The following is a 14,996-nucleotide window of genomic DNA, read 5'->3' as shown; positions in this document are numbered from 1 at the left end:
GTACCGCGACAACCGTACTGGCAGCATGTCCGGCGTGCCTCACCACCTCGCGCGCTGGACCGGACTGGCGGGATCGGCGCTCCTCGCCGTCGCCGCTTTCCTGGGCGGCGCACTGCCCGACTCACCGCTGCGCAGCAACCCGGTCAGCATCTGGCAGGGCCCGAACGGGCCGCTGGTGCTCATCGCCTGGCTGGTCGGCACCGCGCTGCTGGCGTACGCCTGGTGGTCCCTGCGCGACGACGTGCCGTCGACCCGCTGGGCGCTGGTCACCGTCGGGCTCTGGCTGCTGCCGCTGCTGATCGCGCCGCCGCTGGCCAGCCGGGACGTCTACGCGTACGCCTGCCAGGGCGCCAGCTACGCCGCCGGGATCAACCCGTACGAGCAGGGCGTCTCCGCGCTGCCCTGCCCCTGGCTGGACACCATCTCGTACATCTGGCGGGATACCCCCGCGCCGTACGGGCCGCTGTTCGTGGTGCTGTCCGGCGCGGTGGTCAAGGCCACCGGCTCGCTCACCGGCGCGATCGTGGTGTTCCGGCTGATCGCCGTGGCCGGGGTGGCGCTGACGGCGGTCAGCCTGCCGGTGCTGGCCCGACGGGTGGGTGTACCGGCCTCCCGGGCCGTCTGGCTGACGCTCGCCTGCCCGCTGGTCGCCGTGCACCTGGTCTCCGGCGCCCACAACGACGCCCTGATGGTCGGCCTGCTGGTCGCCGGGCTGGCCGTGATCGCCTCCCGGCCCGGACGCCCCGGCCCGCTGCTCGCCGGTGGCGTGCTGCTCGGTCTCGCCGCCGGTATCAAGGTGACCGCACTGGTCGTGGTCCCGTTTGCCGCGCTGGCCGCGATCGTCGGCGGGTACTCGATCCGCGCGCTGATCCGCCACGGTGGCTGGGTGGTCGGCGGCGCGGTCGCCGTCGTGGTCGGGGTGACCTTCGCCGCCGGCCTCGACTTCGGCTGGGTCGGCGGGCTGGCCCGAGGCGGCGACGTCATCGCCTGGACCTCGCCGTCCACGGCGGTCGGGCAGACCATCGGCTACCTGGCGGTGCCCTTCGGCGGGCACGTCGACGCGCTCGGGGTCACCCGGGGGATCGGCATGGCGGTGCTGGCGGTGCTGCTGGTGTGGCTGTGGTGGCGGGCCCGCGACCGCGAACCCCTGTGGCACGCCGCCGTGGCGCTGGCCGCCACGGTCGCCCTCGCGCCGCTGTTCCACCCCTGGTACTGGATCTGGCCCCTCGCGGTGCTGGCGGCCACCGCCCGGCGTACCGGCTGGTTCACGGTGGTGGCGCTGGTCGCGTCGTTCCTGGTCCTGCCCGATGGCACCGGGCTGCCCCGGTACACCAAGACGGCCGGTGCGCCCCTGATGACGCTGTTGGTGATCGTGCTGGCCATCCGGTTGGTACGGTCGGCTCGGGCGGCCCGAAAGCCGGTCCCCGTCGACTGAGGGAAGGTGCGCCGGTGACCACTCCCGGCGCACCTTCGCCGTTTTCGAGCCCGTCGTCTTCGTCGTCGTCGTCCTTGTTGTCGTCGTCGTCTTCGTCGGCGGCCCGGCTTGCGCGGTACGCGGGTCTGGTCGGTGCGGTCCTGCTCGCGGTGGCCGGGTATCTCGGTGGGGCGTTGCCCGACGCCCCGCTGACCGTCACACCCGCGTCGATCTGGAAAGCCCCGCACGGCCCGACGACGCTGGCCTGCTGGCTGGTCGGCACCGCGCTGCTGGTCGGCGCTTGGTGGTCACTGCGCGACGGTGCGTCGTCCGGCCGGTGGGCGTACGTCACCGCCGGACTGTGGGCGCTGCCGCTGCTGCTCACGCCGTTCCTGGGCAGCCGGGACGTCTACTCGTACGCCTGCCAGGGCTGGACCTACGCGCACGGCGTCGACCCGTACGCGGTTCCGGTCGCGGCGGCCGGCTGCCCGTGGGTGGAGACGGTGGCACCGATCTGGCGGAACACTCCCGCACCGTACGGGCCGGTCTTCGTGCTGCTCGCGGCGCTGGCCGTCGTTCTCGGCGGTGGGCTCACCGGCACGATCGTGCTGCTGCGCGTGATCGCGGTGGCGGGTGTGCTGCTGGCGGCGTGCTGCCTGCCGCATCTGGCCCGGGCGGCCGGCGTGCCGACCCGGCGGGCGGCCTGGCTGGCGCTGGCCGCGCCACTGGTCGGCGTACACCTGGTGGCCGGCGCGCACAACGACGCCGTGATGCTCGGGCTGCTGCTGTGCGGACTGTTGGTGGCGGTCCGCCGGCCGGGCCGGCCCTCCGCGCTCCTGATCGCCGGGGCGCTGCTCGGGCTGGCGGTGACCGTGAAGGCCAGCGCCGTGGTGGTGGTGCCGTTCGCGGCGCTGGTCGGAGCGTCCGGTCGTACGGTGTTCCGCAGCGGCGCGTGGCTGGGCGGCGGCCTCGTCGCCGCGGTGCTGGGCAGCTCGGCGCTGACCGGCCTGGGGTTCGGCTGGGTGGGCGGGCTGACCCGCAGCGGGGACTCCGAGCAGTGGACGTCGCCGCCCACCGCCGTCGGATTCGTCGTCGACTACGCCGGCGCGCTGATCGGGCGCGACCCGCAGGCCGTGCCGGTGACCCGCGCGGTCGCGTTGGTGCTGCTCGCGGTCGTGCTCGTGGCCCTCTGGTGGCGCACCTGGCGAACGTGGCGGCGATCTGACGCCGGTTTGGCCGGGCTGTCGGCTGACTCGGGCGGGTCGCCGTCCGGCTCGGGTGGGCTGTCCGCCGACTCGGACGGATCGGCCGTCGGCGCGGCGCGGTGCCGCGCGGCGCTGCACGGCGCCGGCCTCGCACTGGTCGCCACCGTCGTCCTGTCCCCGGTCTTTCACCCCTGGTACGCGACCTGGCCGCTGGCACTGCTCGCGCTCTCCGCCGCCCGGACGACATGGTTCGCGCTGCCGGTGGCGGTAGTGGCCTTTCTGGTCCTGCCCGACGGCACCAACCTGGCCCGCTTCACCAAGGCCCCCGGCGCGGTGGCGATGACCGTCCTGCTCCTGCTCCTGCTCCTACAGGTGCGGCGGAACGGACCGGAGCACTGGTCACGTCCCTGACCACCGGTCGGACACGCGAAGATCGCGCTCGAACGTGGATGTAGTGGTTTCCGGCGCGTTCGAGACCACTACATCCAGGATCGAGCACGATCTTGGCGCGGCCCGGCGCGGCGTGATCCCGATCCCGGTCCGTGCCAGCGGGCCGCTCTACGACGTTGTGTATTTCGGGACGGCTCTTTCCAGCTCTGACCGGAAGTCGCGTACCTCGCGCGGGTTCCCTTCCTGAACAACCACAGCCCCTGCGGTGCTGTCAGCCAGAGCCTTGTCTCCCGCCACCGCCGCTGCGAACGCTGCTGCTTGCAAGGGGGCGCTACCCCCGGGATACACATGCCGGAACGCTTTCGCCACGGCCGCACCGAGCGTCGCCGGAGGCCATCCCCGGGTCGGCCGGAGGCCCTACCCGCCGGGGGCGCTGTTACCAGGGCCGGCGGCCGACTGTTCGGATTCCGGACCGCTGAGCCAGCCGTAGTCGTAGTCAGAGCGGTCCCAGCAAGCGGTCATCCACTCGCGCTTGCGCTGGGACGATGTGCGCCACAGGTAGCGAAGCCCTGCGGCGAGGTTATGCCGCCTGCTCGGGTGGAGCAGCCCCGGCAAGTTGTGGCAGATGTCGGCCAACTCGTGGATCTGGATGCGGCGCTTGGCCAGCGTTTCCGGCGACTGGTCCTCGACCGGGTGAGCAGACAGGGCGCGGATCCACAGGAAGGTGAGACCGAGAAGCTCGGCAACCGCAGCTTCGGTCGCCTCCGGCGCTGGGTCATCGCTCGACATTGCCTGCAGCCTCCCTCGGCACAGCATCAACCGGCTCGTCTAGCCCGAAGGTCTCTCACCCCGGCGTCACCGTTGATGAGATGCCGCCGGGGTTTCGGCGTGTCCGCTGGCCTCGCCGAGGTCACCCACGTCCCGAGACTCATCCGAGGCGCGCTCGGTCAACACGAAACGGCGGCCACGCCGGCTGTGAGCCGGGCATGACCGCCGTCCGTGAGGTTGTACCCAACCTGTACCCAAGATCAGTAGTGATCCTGTCGGTGCAGGTCAGAGCTTTGTTTCAGGCTCAGCAGTCGTAGTACATGGCGAACTCGTGCGGGGTCGGGCGCAGACGCACCGGGTCGACCTCGTTGGCGCGCTTCCAGTCGACCCAGGTGGAGATCAGGTCGGGGGTGAAGACGCCGCCCTCAAGCAGGTAGTCGTGGTCGGCCTCGAGCGAGTCGAGCACGGCCGGCAGCGAGCCCGGAACCTGCTTGACGTCGCCCCACTCCTCCGGCGGGAGGTCGTAGAGGTCCTTGTCGATCGGCGTCGGCGGCTCGATCTTGCTCTTGATGCCGTCCAGGCCGGCCATCATCATGGCCGAGAAGGCCAGGTAGACGTTGGCCGACGGGTCCGGGACGCGGAACTCGACGCGCTTGGCCTTCGGGTTGGCGCCGGTGACCGGGATGCGGGTGCAGGCGGAGCGGTTGCGCTGCGAGTAGACCAGGTTGACCGGGGCCTCGTAGCCCGGCACCAGACGGCGGTAGGAGTTGACCGTCGGGTTGGTGAAGGCCAGCAGCGACGGGGCGTGGTGCAGCAGACCGCCGATGTACCAGCGGGCGGTGTCGGACAGACCGGCGTAGCCGGTCTCGTCGTAGAACAGCGGCTCACCGTTGAGCCAGAGGCTCTGGTGGGTGTGCATGCCGGAGCCGTTGTCACCGAAGAGCGGCTTGGGCATGAACGTGGCGGTCTTGCCGTTCGCCCAGGCCTCGTTCTTCACGATGTACTTGAAGAGCTGGAGCTGGTCGCCGGCGTGCAGCAGCGTCGAGAACTTGTAGTTGATCTCGGACTGGCCGGCGGTGCCCACCTCGTGGTGCGAGCGCTCCACGGTGAAGCCGGTGTCGACCAGGCGGCGCACGATCGAGTCACGCAGGTCGGCGTAGTGGTCGACCGGCGGCACCGGGAAGTAGCCGCCCTTGTAGGCGGTCTTGTAGCCGAGGTTGCCGCCCGCCTCGTCGCGGCCGGTGTTCCAGGCGCCCTCGATCGAGTCGATGTAGTAGAACGACTGGTGCGCCGAGGTCTCGTGGCGGATCGAGTCGAAGATGTAGAACTCCGCCTCGGCGCCGAAGTAGGCGGTGTCGGCGATGCCGCTCGCCGCCAGGTACGCCTCGGCCTTCTTCGCGACGTTGCGCGGGTCGCGGCTGTACGCCTCGCGGGTGAACGGGTCGTGGATGAAGAAGTTCAGCGCGAGAGTCTTCTGCGCGCGGAACGGGTCGATGAACGCGGTGGCGACGTCCGGGAGCAGGAGCATGTCCGACTCGTGGATCGCCTGGAAACCGCGGATCGACGAGCCGTCGAACGCGAGGCCGTCGGTGAAGAGGTCGTCGTTGACGGACTCGACCGGCAGGTTGAAGTGCTGCATCACGCCGGGCAGGTCACAGAAACGCACGTCGACGAACTTCACGTCCTCGTTCTTGAGGTATCGCAGCAGTTCCTCGGGATTGGCGAACACACATCCTCCTGGCACGTCCACGGGTGGCTAGCGTCCTGGGGACGCTATGGCCGGGGAGTTGCCCGGCCATGTCTTCAGTGTTTCTGCCGTGTTACGTCCCTCGCGGAGCGTCAGGGACGCTCCTGTCCACGCACTCAGCCTGCGCGAACGTCGTACCGGCTGTGCCAGTGTAATGACACTTGAGGCCATTGGCCCGAATCGGCACGCAGTGGTGACGGCTCCGCGGCGGCTCCGCAGTGGCCTCGATCCGGGGCGCGGATACCCTTGATCGCTGTGACCAATCCGCACGTCCCGGCAGCGCCGGCCACCGACCCGACCTTCACCCCGCCGAGCCTGGGCCGGCGCTTCGGCGCATTGATCATCGACTGGGTGCTCTGCCTTCTGGTGGCCAACATCTTCGCCGACCCGGTACGCGACGGGTGGGCGCCGGTGCTCGTGCTGATCCTGGAGTACGGCCTCTTCCTCGGCCTGTTCGCCCAGACGCCGGGCATGTACATCACCAAGGTCCGCTGCGTGAACTGGCACGACGGGGGCCGGATCGGTGTGCTCCGCGCGCTGGCCCGGGGCGTGCTGCTGGCGCTTGTCGTCCCCGCGCTGATCATGGACCAGCACCGCCGGGGCGTGCACGACCGGCTCGTCGACTCCGTCGTCGTCGACGCCCCACGCGCCTGACGCCCAAACACCCGCCCGCCCCGGCCCGCCCGCCCGCCCCGGCCCGCCCGCCCGCCGGCCGCCCCGGTCCGGCAAGATCCGCACAACTTCGGGGATGTTGCTGCTTCCGGCGCGTCGGAGGCAGCAACATCGGGGAAGTTGCGCAGATCTTGGGCGCGGGGCGCGGGGCGCGGGGCGCGGGGCGCGGGGCGCGGGGCGCGGGGCGCGGGGCGCGGGGCGCGAGGCGCGAGGCGCGAGGCGCGAGGCGCGAGGCGCGAGGCGCGGGGCGTACACGAAGAAGAGCCGGACCCGACGGGTCCGGCTCTTCGGTGTGTCGCGTCAGCGGCGGGGCTGGCGGGCGCCGCCCGGCGGACGCATGTTCTTCGGGATCGCGCCCTTGGGCATCTGCGGACGGGCGGTGAGTGCCTTGAGGCGCTTGTCCAGCGCGTTGACGTCCTTGCCGCTGAGCGCGCGGGGCAGCCGCAGCAGCGTCGTGCGCAGCTTGCGGATCGGCAGCTCGCCCTCCTGCTGGCCGATCACGTAGTCGTGCAGCGGGGCGGAGCCGATGACCTTGGCCAGTCGACGCTTCTCCTGCCCGAGCAGGCCGCGTACGCGCTGGGGGTTGCCCTCGGCCAGCAGGATCACGCCCGCCCGGCCGATCACCAGGTGGACCATGTCCATCTGGGTGGTGGAGCTGACGGCCGGCGTGACCCGCCAGTCGCCGCGCATGTTGTCCATGATCTGCGCCGCCGCGCCGGGCTGCCCCTCGGCGGCGTTCATCATCGCCGCATTGGACCGCAGGTTCAGCACGATCAGCACCGCGAGCAGGGCGAACAGGATGCCCAATGGCAGCCAGATCCAGCCCCAGAGGATCACCGCGACCACGGTGAGCGCGAGCGGGATGAGCACCGCTGCGGCGACCAGCGGCGCGAACCACCGGTCCTGCTTGGCGGTGAACTGGAACACCATCCCGATCTGCTTCAGCCGCTGGCCGAACGAGACCTTCTCCTGGGGCTTTGCCATGCCGCAGAGTCTAGTGGGCCCCGCCGCCCGCGTTGATCCGCGTCCGGGTGCCGCCCGGCTGAGTACCTTACGTCGCCTCAGCGGCCCGGACCGGGCAGGTAAGGAGGGTGCCGCTGGGGAAGATGAGGCGGTGTGCCCATGCCGGGGTGGGGCCTTCGCGCGAAGTGTTGTCGGCAGAGGACGACGACGCGACGAAGGAGCCTGACATGTTCGGCAACGACGTGGACTTCCTGCTCTCCCTGCACCGTACCCATGCTGCCGAGCTGCGGGCCGAGGCCGCCGCGGAGCGACTGGCCCGCTCGGTGCCGCGCCGGGCCGGCCGTACCTGGACGGGCCGTCGCCAGCCGGTCCGCCGCACGGGCGACGACCGCCGGTGACCGCCGTGGCCCCACCCGCCACCGCCGCACGCGCTGCCGCGACCCCGCCGATCGGCGGGGTCGCGGTGTCGTCGGGTCATGGCATGCTCGGTCCCGTGACCGTACGTGCCACCAGTTCCGTCCTCGTCGGCCGCCAGCGCGAGATCGCGGCGCTGCACGACGCGTTGGGTCGGGCCGGGAAGGGCGAGCCGGCCACCGTGCTGGTGGGTGGTGAGGCCGGGGTGGGCAAGACCCGGCTGTTGGAGGACTTCGCGGCCGGGGCCACCGGCTCCGGCGCCCGGGTGCTGGTCGGCCAGTGCCTGGAGCTGGGTGAGGCGGGGTTGCCGTTCGCCCCGTTCGCCGCGGCGCTGCGCGCGGTTCTGCGGGCCGACGGCGCGGAGGTGTTCGCCGGCTTCGAGGCGGAGTTCGCCCGTCTGCTGCCGGAGCTGGGCCGGGTGCCGGCGGCGTCGACCGTGTCGTACGCGGGGCCGCTGACCGACGCGCCGCGCGGATATCTGTTCGACCTGGTCGCGGAGCTGTTCCAGCGGCTCGCCGACGTCCGGCCGCTGGTGCTGGTGGTCGAGGACCTGCACTGGGCGGACCGGTCCACCAGGGATCTGATCGGTTTCCTGGTCCGAGCCGCGCGGCCGGGCCGGCTGCTGCTGGTCTGCACGTACCGCACCGACGAGTTGCAGCGCGGGCACCCGCTGCGCCCGTTCCTCGCCGAGCTGGACCGGGCCCGCGGTGTGGAACGGGTCGAGCTGGGCCGACTGGACCGGGACGGTACCGGCGCGATCCTCGCCGACCTGCTCGGCGGCGAGCCGGCGCCGCGTGCCGTCGACGACGTCCACAAACGTACGCAGGGCAACCCGTTCTTCATCGAGGAGTTGGCGGTGGCCGGCGACCCGATCGGCTGCGCGGCGATTCCCGAGACGCTGCGTGACCTGCTGCTGGCCCGCGTGGACCGGCTGCCCGAGCCGACCCAGCGGGTGCTGCGGATCGCCGCGGCCGGCGGCACGCGCTTCGCCCACGATCTGCTCGCAGAGGTCGCCGGCCTGCCCGAGGCCGAGTTGGAGGACGCGCTGCGCGCCGCCGTCGCCGCCCAACTGGTGGTGGCCGACCCGGACGGCGACTACGAGTTCCGGCACGCTCTGGTCCGCGAGGCCGTGCACGACGAGTTGCTGCCCGGCGAGCACGCCCGGCTGCACGCGCGGTTCGCCGCCGCGATCGAGGCCCAGCCGCATCTGGTCGTCGCCGGTCGCGCCCCGGCCGAGATCGCCCACCACTGGTACGCGGCGCACGACCATCCCCGTGCCCTCGTCGCCGCTCGGGTCGCGGCCTGCGCCGCCGCTGACCGGTACGCCTACGCCGAGCAGCGTCGCCTGCTGGAGCGGGCGTTGGAGCTGTGGGAGTTGGTGCCGGACGCGGCGGACCTGCTCGGCATGGACCATCTGGCGCTGCTGGAGCAGACGCTGGACGCGGCGGTGACGGCGGGCGACTTCAGTCGGGCCATCACGTTGACCCGCGCCGGACTGGCCGAGGTGGACGCCGACGCCGCGCCGCTGCGAGCGGCCCGCCTGCTGGACCAGCGGGGTCGCCTGATGGCCCTGCTCGGCAAGAGCGACGGCCGGCGGGAGCTGGACGAGGCGTACCGCCTGGCGGCCGGCGGTCCACTAGGCGTCGAGCGGGTCCGGCTGCTCGCCGACATCGCCACCCACCTGGTCAAGATCGACGCTGCGCAGGCGGCCCGGGTGGCCGCCGAGGCTGCCACGGACGCCAGGGCGCTGGGCGCGGAACCGGCCCTGCTCGCGACCCGGATCGCGCTGCTCTGCCAGGGCGAACGGGACGGCGAACGTGGGCTCGCGGAGCTGGACCGCGCCGAGGCGGCGGCCCGGGCGTCCGGTGACGTGCCGGCCCTGGTGCTCGCCAAGGTGTTCCAGTCGGACATGCTCTGCGAGGCGGGCCGCTACGCCGAGTCGGCCGAGGCGGCCGAGGCCGGGATGGCCGAGGCGCGGCGGGTGGGGATCAGCCGCTCGACCGGGGCGTACCTGCTGTCCAACCGGGCCGAGGCGCTGATCGCGTTGGGCCGCTGGGACGAGGCGGAGACGGTGTGCGCCGAGGCGGCCCGGATCGACCTGTCCGGCGTGACCGGTCTGCACTGGCTCCAGGTGTGCGCGGGTCTCCGGCTGGCCCGGGCACACCCGGGAGCCGACGAGCTGGTGGAGCGCGCGTTGGCCTTCCTCGGCCGGCCCTACCTGTGGCCGAACCACCGACTCCCCCTGCACGAGCTGGGAATCGAGGCGGCGCTGACGGCGGACGACAGGACCGAGGCGGTACGCGCGGCCCGTGTCGCGGTGGCCGACGAGAGCCTGCCGCAGCTTCCTCGTGAGGGCTGGCCGGTGCTGAGCGCTGCCGCGCGTGCCGCCGCCCGGGCGGGTGACGCCGAGCTGGCCGCCGCCGTGGCCGCGCTCGCGTCCGACCTGCCGGCGCGGCACCCGGCCACCCGGGCGCACTCCGCCCAGGTCAGTGCTCTGCTGGCGGCCGACGACGAGGCGTTGCCGGCGTGGCGGGCGGCGGTGCGGACGTGGCGTGCCGACGGGCAGCCGTACCCGCTGGGTCGCGCGTTGCTGGCGCTGGCCGAGTCCGCCGCGGTGGCCGGCGAGCGGGACGAGGTGGCGGCGGCGATCACCGAGGCGGCCGAGATCGCCCGGCGGCTCGGCGCGACGCCGCTGGCCGCGACAGCCGCCACCCTGGCGCGGCGGGTCGGTCTGCGCGGGTCGGGCGCCGGTGGGGCCGGCCCGGATGTGCTGACGTCCCGGGAGCGGGAGGTGCTGCGGCTGGTCGCGGAGGGGCACAGCAACAGCCGCATCGCGGAGCGCCTGTTCATCTCACCCAAGACGGCGAGCGTGCACGTCTCCCGCATCATCGCCAAGCTGGACGTGACCAACCGTGGGGAGGCCGCCGCGCTGGCGCACCGCCTCGGCCTGCTCGCGGAGACCGCCGCCCCGCGTTGACGGCGGTGGCCGCGGTCAGCCGCGCGGCAGGTAGATCCGCCAGCCGTCGACGGTGACCAGGTCGAGGGCGCCCTGGCCCGCGCCCAGCCGCGCGTCGAGCCGGGCCGCCAGCGGCGAGCCGGTCGGCGCCACCCAGGCGGGCGCCGGCGCGCGCTCCACCTCGCGGCGGTACGCGGGGTAGCGGTCGAAGCCGGGACGCAGGTCGTCGTCGACGACCGCGCACACCACCCGCTCCGCGCTGGCGAAGGTGAGGCGGTTGCAGGTCCAGTAGCCGGCGCGGACGTGTCGTACACCGAGGTGGCGCAGCGTGGCCACCAACTCGGCGTGCCGGGCGTCGGCGGCCCGGGTCGCCGGGGCCGTCCGCGCCGCCTGCGCGGTGGCCCAGGCGGCGGTGAGCAGCGTGGCGGCGAGGACGACGAGCGCGACCGGCCGGGCCGCCGTCGACCCCGACCGGGCCAGCGCCCAGACCGGCCACAGCAGCGCCGGCACGCAGATGAGCAGGGTGGACAGGTACCGGGCGCTCTCCGCCGGGGTCAGGCCGGAGGAACTGCTGACGGTGTACGCGACGAGCGTCGCCGCCGCGGCCAGCACGAGCGCGAGCCGCACCGCCGCCGCGACCCGGGGCGACACACCGTCGGTGCCGGCCGGGGCGGGCGGACGGCGCAGGGTGCGCCAGGCGGTGACGGCCGCGACGGCCAGCAACACCGGCAGCGCGTACGCCCACCACAGTTGCCAGGTGGCGCAGGCGCCGGGGTCGCAGAAGCCCATGCCCAGCGGCGGTCCGACCAGCAACCCGCCGTGCAGCCGGGCGGCCCAGCCGGCGGTGGCGTCGGCGCCACCCGCGGCGAGCACCGCGTGCACCGGATTCCGGCCGGTCAGCAGGCTGTCCGTGAGCAGCGGGGCGGCGCCCAGCAGGACGGCCACCCCGACCAGCGCGCCGGCCCGACCGCGCAGTTCCCGGTGGCGGAACCCGACGAGCACCGCGCCGGTCGTCACCACGTACGGCAGCACCAGCGGGTCGACCCAGAGCATCAGGCCAGCCAGGAACCCCCAGGTCGCCCAGCGCGTCAGTCGCCACCCGGGTCGGCCGGCGGCCAGGTCCACGGCGAGCAGAGCGAGCGCCACCCCGACGGCGTTCATCTCGGGGTACCCGCCGCCGGCGATCAACTGGTTCTTGACGATCCGGTCGGCGCCGAGGGCGAGCAGGACGACCACCAGCAGACCGAACCAGCGGTCCCCGGTCAACCGCAGCGTCAGCCGCCAGGCCAGCAGCAGGAACAGCGCGTACAGCGCCAGCGTGGGCAGCCGCAGGGCGAACAGGGACGGACCGGCGAGCGCGAACACGGGCGCGGCCAGGTACGCCTCCAGCGTGCCCATGTAGTGCTGGCCGTAGAACCAGACCGGGAAGTCCTCGCCCCGGGCGATGTGCAGCGCGGCCAACCCCATGGTGGCCTCGTCGCTGTTCGTCGGGGGAGTCGCCTGGCCCAGCAGCCAGAGCCGGTAGCCGACGCCGGCGAGCAGGGCGAGGCCGGTGAGCCAGCCGAGGAGTCCGGGGCATGCGCCGGACCGCGGGCGCGGGCGATCCGCGCCGCGCGGCTGGTCGCGTACCCCGGCGGTCATCGCACGATCATGACACCCGGGCGCCGCACGGTCCGTGCGGCGCTGTCGGCGGGTCAGCCGGCGGTGGCGACGGTGCTGGCGGCGCGGGCGTCGAGCGCCTGCTGGTAGAGCCGGCCGGCGCGGTACGACGAGCGCACCAGCGGCCCGCTCATCACCCCGGCGAAGCCGATCTCCTCGGCCTCCTCGCGCAGCTCCACGAATTCCTCCGGCTTGACCCAGCGGGTCACCGGGTGGTGCCGGGGGGAGGGGCGCAGGTACTGCGTGATGGTGATCAGCTCACAGCCCGCCTCGTGCAGGTCGCGCAGCGCCTGGGAGACCTCGGCCCGCTCTTCGCCCATGCCCAGGATCAGGTTGCTCTTGGTGACCAGGCCGTCGGCGCGCGCCTGACGGATCACGTCGAGCGAGCGGTCGTAGCGGAACGCCGGCCGGATGCGCTTGAAGATGCGCGGCACGGTCTCCACGTTGTGGGCGAGCACCTCGGGCCGGGAACCGAACACCTCGGCCAACTGCTCGGGGACGGCGTTGAAGTCCGGGATGAGCAGCTCGACACCGCAGCCGGGTTGCAGGGCGTGGATCTGACGGACGGTCTCGGCGTAGAGCCACGCACCGCCGTCGGGCAGGTCGTCGCGGGCGACACCCGTGATGGTGGCGTACCGCAGGCCCATCGAGACCACCGACTCGGCGACGCGACGCGGCTCGTCCGCGTCGAACTCGGCCGGCTTGCCGGTGTCGATCTGGCAGAAGTCGCAGCGCCGGGTGCACTGGTCGCCGCCGATGAGGAAGGTGGCCTCCCGGTCCTCCCAACACTCGTAGATGTTGGGGCAGCCGGCCTCCTGGCAGACGGTGTGCAGCCCTTCGCGCGAGACGAGCCCGCGCAACTGGGTGTACTCCGGGCCCATCTTGGCCTTGACCTTGATCCACGGCGGTTTGCGCTCGATCGGCGTCTCGGCGTTGCGCGCCTCGATCCGCAGCAGGCGACGCCCCTCGGGGGCGGCCGTTGCGGTGCGCGCTGCCTGGCCGGTCGTCGGCGCGGAGTGCTCGATCGTCACGAAAACGAGCCTACGCCGGATGGTGGCCGTCTATGTGCGTCAGGCGACCGGCGTCACGCCGCTGACGTTGTGACGCCGGACACCGCTAAGCCGAAAAATGGCGTCACACGCTCGCGGTCGGGGTGTTAGCGTCGCCGGCAACAGCGACGACGGAGCCGAGTAGCACCCCGAACCCGCCAGCGCAGAGAGCCGCCGGTGCTGAGAGGCGGTCTGGCGCCGGGGCGCGAAGACCCTCCCGAGCTGCGGGCAGAACGGCGGCGACGCCTACTAGAGCCCGCCCGGCTGGCCCCGGTGACCAGGCGACGAACGAGGCCCTCGCTTCGGCGTGGGCGAAGGTGTGGTGGCACCGCGAGGTTCCCGCTCGCCCACACCTCCCTGGGGCTGACGCGACGCGTCGCTTCCCCCGGGGGCGACGGCGTGGCGATCGACCGAGGAGTCCGCCATGCGACGAACCCTGTCCCACCACCTGGCCGCCCAGATCGGCTCGACCGTGCGTATCGCCGGCTGGGTGCACCGACGCCGACTGCTCAAGTCGGTGGCCTTCCTGATCGTGCGCGACGCGGCCGGCCTGGCCCAGGTGGTCGTCACCGACGCGGCCGTCCGCGCCGAACTGGAGAAACTGACCGAGGAGACGGTCGTCGAGGTGGTCGGCACGGCGACGTCGAACGCCACGGCGCCCGCCGGGGTCGAGCTGACCGACCCGACGGTACGTCCACTCGGGCCGCCCGCCGTGCCGCCCCCGTTCGACCTGTACCGGCCGGCGCTCACCGCGAGCCTGCCCGCCCAGTTGGACCACGCACCGACCGCGCTGCGGCACCCCACTCGGTCGGCCGCGCTGCGGATCTCGGCGGCCGCGGTGGCCGGCTTCCGGGCCGCGCTCGACGCCCAGGGGTTCGTCGAGATCCAGACGCCGAAGGTGGTCAGCTCCAGCACGGAGAGCGGGGCGAACGTGTTCGCGCTGGACTGGTTCGGCCGGCCCGCGTACCTGGCCCAGTCGCCGCAGTTCTACAAGCAGCTCATGGTCGGCGTCTTCGAGCGCGTCTACGAGGTGGGGCCGGTCTTCCGGGCCGAGCCGCACGACACGGTCCGCCACCTCGCGCAGTACACGTCGCTCGACGTGGAGTTGGGCTTCGTCGCCGACCACCGGGACGTGATGCGCGTGCTGCGCGACACCCTGGCGCGGATGCTGGGCGCGGTGGGCGAGCGGGCCGGCACCGCCCTGGCGGCGCTCGGCGTCACGCCGCCGCGGGTGCCGGCGGAGATCCCGGCCGTGCACTTCACCGAGGCGTTGACGATCGCCCGCGCGCCCGCCGACGAGCCGGACCTCGCGCCCGCCCACGAACGGGCGCTCGGCGAGTGGGCCCTGCGCGAACACGGGTCTGACTTACTCTTCGTCACCGGCTACCCGATGGCGAAACGACCCTTCTACACCCACCCGGACCCGGCGCGCCCGGCGTACTCGAACGGCTTTGACCTGCTCTTTCGCGGGGTGGAGCTGGTGACCGGCGGGCAGCGGCTACACCGGCACGCCGACTACCTGGAGGCGTTGGCGGCCCGGGGCGAGCCGGTCGAGCCCTACGCCGGCTACCTGGACGCGTTCCGGCACGGTATGCCACCGCACGGTGGCTTCGCCATCGGCCTGGAACGGTTCGTGGCCCGCCTGGTGGGTGCGGCCAACGTCCGGGAGGTCACCGCGTTCCCGCGCGACCTGCACCGGCTGACCCCGTGAGCAGGGCGGCCCCCGGCGTTGCCGCCGGGGGCCGCTGCGCAGACCTGG

11 protein-coding genes are annotated in these 14,996 nt (G+C 73.1%); 6 read left to right on the top strand and 5 right to left on the bottom strand.

What is annotated here, in order from left to right; translation table 11 throughout:
• Positions 1-34 precede the first annotated feature (34 nt).
• The gene (mptB, locus tag ACTFTM_RS24005; protein WP_449562718.1) at positions 35-1,435 is read left to right on the top strand and encodes a polyprenol phosphomannose-dependent alpha 1,6 mannosyltransferase MptB; all 1,401 of its coding nucleotides are present in this window, start codon (positions 35-37) and stop codon (positions 1,433-1,435) included.
• Between the two features lie 74 nt (positions 1,436-1,509).
• On the top strand, positions 1,510-3,030 hold the full coding sequence (gene mptB, locus ACTFTM_RS24000) for a polyprenol phosphomannose-dependent alpha 1,6 mannosyltransferase MptB (RefSeq protein ID WP_449562717.1): 1,521 nt from the start codon (positions 1,510-1,512) through the stop codon (positions 3,028-3,030).
• 396 nt (positions 3,031-3,426) lie between these two features.
• Here the strand turns inward: mptB (ACTFTM_RS24000) and ACTFTM_RS23995 are convergent, their stop codons facing one another.
• On the bottom strand, positions 3,427-3,798 hold the full coding sequence (locus ACTFTM_RS23995) for a hypothetical protein (protein WP_449562716.1): 372 nt from the start codon (positions 3,796-3,798) through the stop codon (positions 3,427-3,429).
• Positions 3,799-4,081: 283 nt separating this feature from the next.
• Positions 4,082-5,506 carry a type I glutamate--ammonia ligase gene (glnA, locus tag ACTFTM_RS23990; protein ID WP_357170622.1) on the bottom strand — a complete coding sequence of 475 codons (1,425 nt, stop codon included), beginning with the start codon at positions 5,504-5,506 and terminating at the stop codon, positions 4,082-4,084.
• 273 nt (positions 5,507-5,779) lie between these two features.
• Here glnA and ACTFTM_RS23985 point away from each other — a divergent pair, with 273 nt between their 5' ends.
• On the top strand, positions 5,780-6,178 hold the full coding sequence (locus ACTFTM_RS23985; RefSeq protein WP_449562715.1) for an RDD family protein: 399 nt from the start codon (positions 5,780-5,782) through the stop codon (positions 6,176-6,178).
• Between the two features lie 318 nt (positions 6,179-6,496).
• Here ACTFTM_RS23985 and ACTFTM_RS23980 read toward each other — a convergent pair whose 3' ends face one another.
• Positions 6,497-7,180, bottom strand: coding sequence for a DUF4191 domain-containing protein (locus ACTFTM_RS23980; RefSeq protein ID WP_449562714.1), 684 nt, complete (start codon positions 7,178-7,180; stop codon positions 6,497-6,499).
• A gap of 206 nt (positions 7,181-7,386) precedes the next feature.
• Between ACTFTM_RS23980 and ACTFTM_RS23975 the strand changes: the two genes are divergently transcribed.
• Complete coding sequence (locus ACTFTM_RS23975) at positions 7,387-7,557, top strand: hypothetical protein (RefSeq protein ID WP_449562713.1); 171 nt, start codon at positions 7,387-7,389, stop codon at positions 7,555-7,557.
• Positions 7,558-7,652: 95 nt separating this feature from the next.
• On the top strand, positions 7,653-10,550 hold the full coding sequence (locus ACTFTM_RS23970) for a helix-turn-helix transcriptional regulator (protein WP_449562712.1): 2,898 nt from the start codon (positions 7,653-7,655) through the stop codon (positions 10,548-10,550).
• A 15-nt stretch (positions 10,551-10,565) separates the two neighbouring features.
• On the opposite strand, the gene ACTFTM_RS23965 is transcribed toward ACTFTM_RS23970, so the two are convergent.
• Both ACTFTM_RS23965 and lipA read right to left on the bottom strand, forming a co-directional pair.
• Positions 10,566-12,170 (bottom strand): hypothetical protein, encoded by a 1,605-nt coding sequence (locus ACTFTM_RS23965; RefSeq protein ID WP_449562711.1) that lies wholly within the window; start codon positions 12,168-12,170, stop codon positions 10,566-10,568.
• Between the two features lie 53 nt (positions 12,171-12,223).
• Positions 12,224-13,219: a lipoyl synthase gene (gene lipA / locus ACTFTM_RS23960; protein ID WP_396799077.1), complete on the bottom strand. Its 996-nt coding sequence runs from the start codon at positions 13,217-13,219 to the stop codon at positions 12,224-12,226.
• 442 nt (positions 13,220-13,661) lie between these two features.
• Here lipA and aspS point away from each other — a divergent pair, with 442 nt between their 5' ends.
• The gene (gene aspS, locus ACTFTM_RS23955) at positions 13,662-14,948 is read left to right on the top strand and encodes an aspartate--tRNA(Asn) ligase (protein WP_449562710.1); all 1,287 of its coding nucleotides are present in this window, start codon (positions 13,662-13,664) and stop codon (positions 14,946-14,948) included.
• Positions 14,949-14,996 lie beyond the last annotated feature (48 nt).

This window comes from Micromonospora sp. RB23, from assembly GCF_053585025.1.
The sequence above is the reverse complement of the archived record's forward strand: the minus strand, read 5'-3'. Positions and strand labels throughout refer to the sequence as shown.

What these genes read in the sequence shown, in the direction of transcription:
- aspS (WP_449562710.1), top strand. Translation starts at nt 13,662, where the DNA reads ATGCGACGAACCCTGTCCCACCACCTGGCCGCCCAGATCGGCTCGACC.
- ACTFTM_RS23965 (WP_449562711.1), bottom strand. Translation starts at nt 12,170, where the DNA reads ATGACCGCCGGGGTACGCGACCAGCCGCGCGGCGCGGATCGCCCGCGC.
- ACTFTM_RS23995 (WP_449562716.1), bottom strand. Translation starts at nt 3,798, where the DNA reads ATGTCGAGCGATGACCCAGCGCCGGAGGCGACCGAAGCTGCGGTTGCC.
- ACTFTM_RS23980 (WP_449562714.1), bottom strand. Translation starts at nt 7,180, where the DNA reads ATGGCAAAGCCCCAGGAGAAGGTCTCGTTCGGCCAGCGGCTGAAGCAG.
- ACTFTM_RS23975 (WP_449562713.1), top strand. Translation starts at nt 7,387, where the DNA reads ATGTTCGGCAACGACGTGGACTTCCTGCTCTCCCTGCACCGTACCCAT.